The 225-nt window shown below is 56.0% G+C and carries 1 pseudogene; it reads left to right on the top strand.

The window, feature by feature from the left end:
- A pseudogene (locus FDX22_RS30840) lies at positions 1-216 on the top strand (fucose isomerase); the annotation flags it as partial.
- Positions 217-225 lie beyond the last annotated feature (9 nt).

The raw sequence follows: 225 nt of genomic DNA, 5'->3' as shown, positions 1-225 counted from the left end.
AAAGCCTACGTCGGGGAAGGGCAATCGGTTGACGATCCACTGGATACGGTTGGCTGTCGCGCGGTAATTCAGGTGCCTCATCTGGAGGATCTACTGTCCTGGATCTGTCGCAACGGCTTTGAGCATCACGTGGCCATGAACCATTCTGCCAGTGCCGAGGTGCTGCATGAAGCTTTCACCCGCTATCTCGGGGTGGACACCTTTTTCCATCGCTAATGCTCAGGG

Source organism: Citrobacter sp. TBCS-14 (assembly GCF_005280805.1).
In the GTDB taxonomy this organism is placed as follows: domain Bacteria; phylum Pseudomonadota; class Gammaproteobacteria; order Enterobacterales; family Enterobacteriaceae; genus Citrobacter; species Citrobacter gillenii.
Note: the sequence above shows the minus strand (reverse complement) of the source record. Positions and strands in the feature narration are given on the sequence as shown.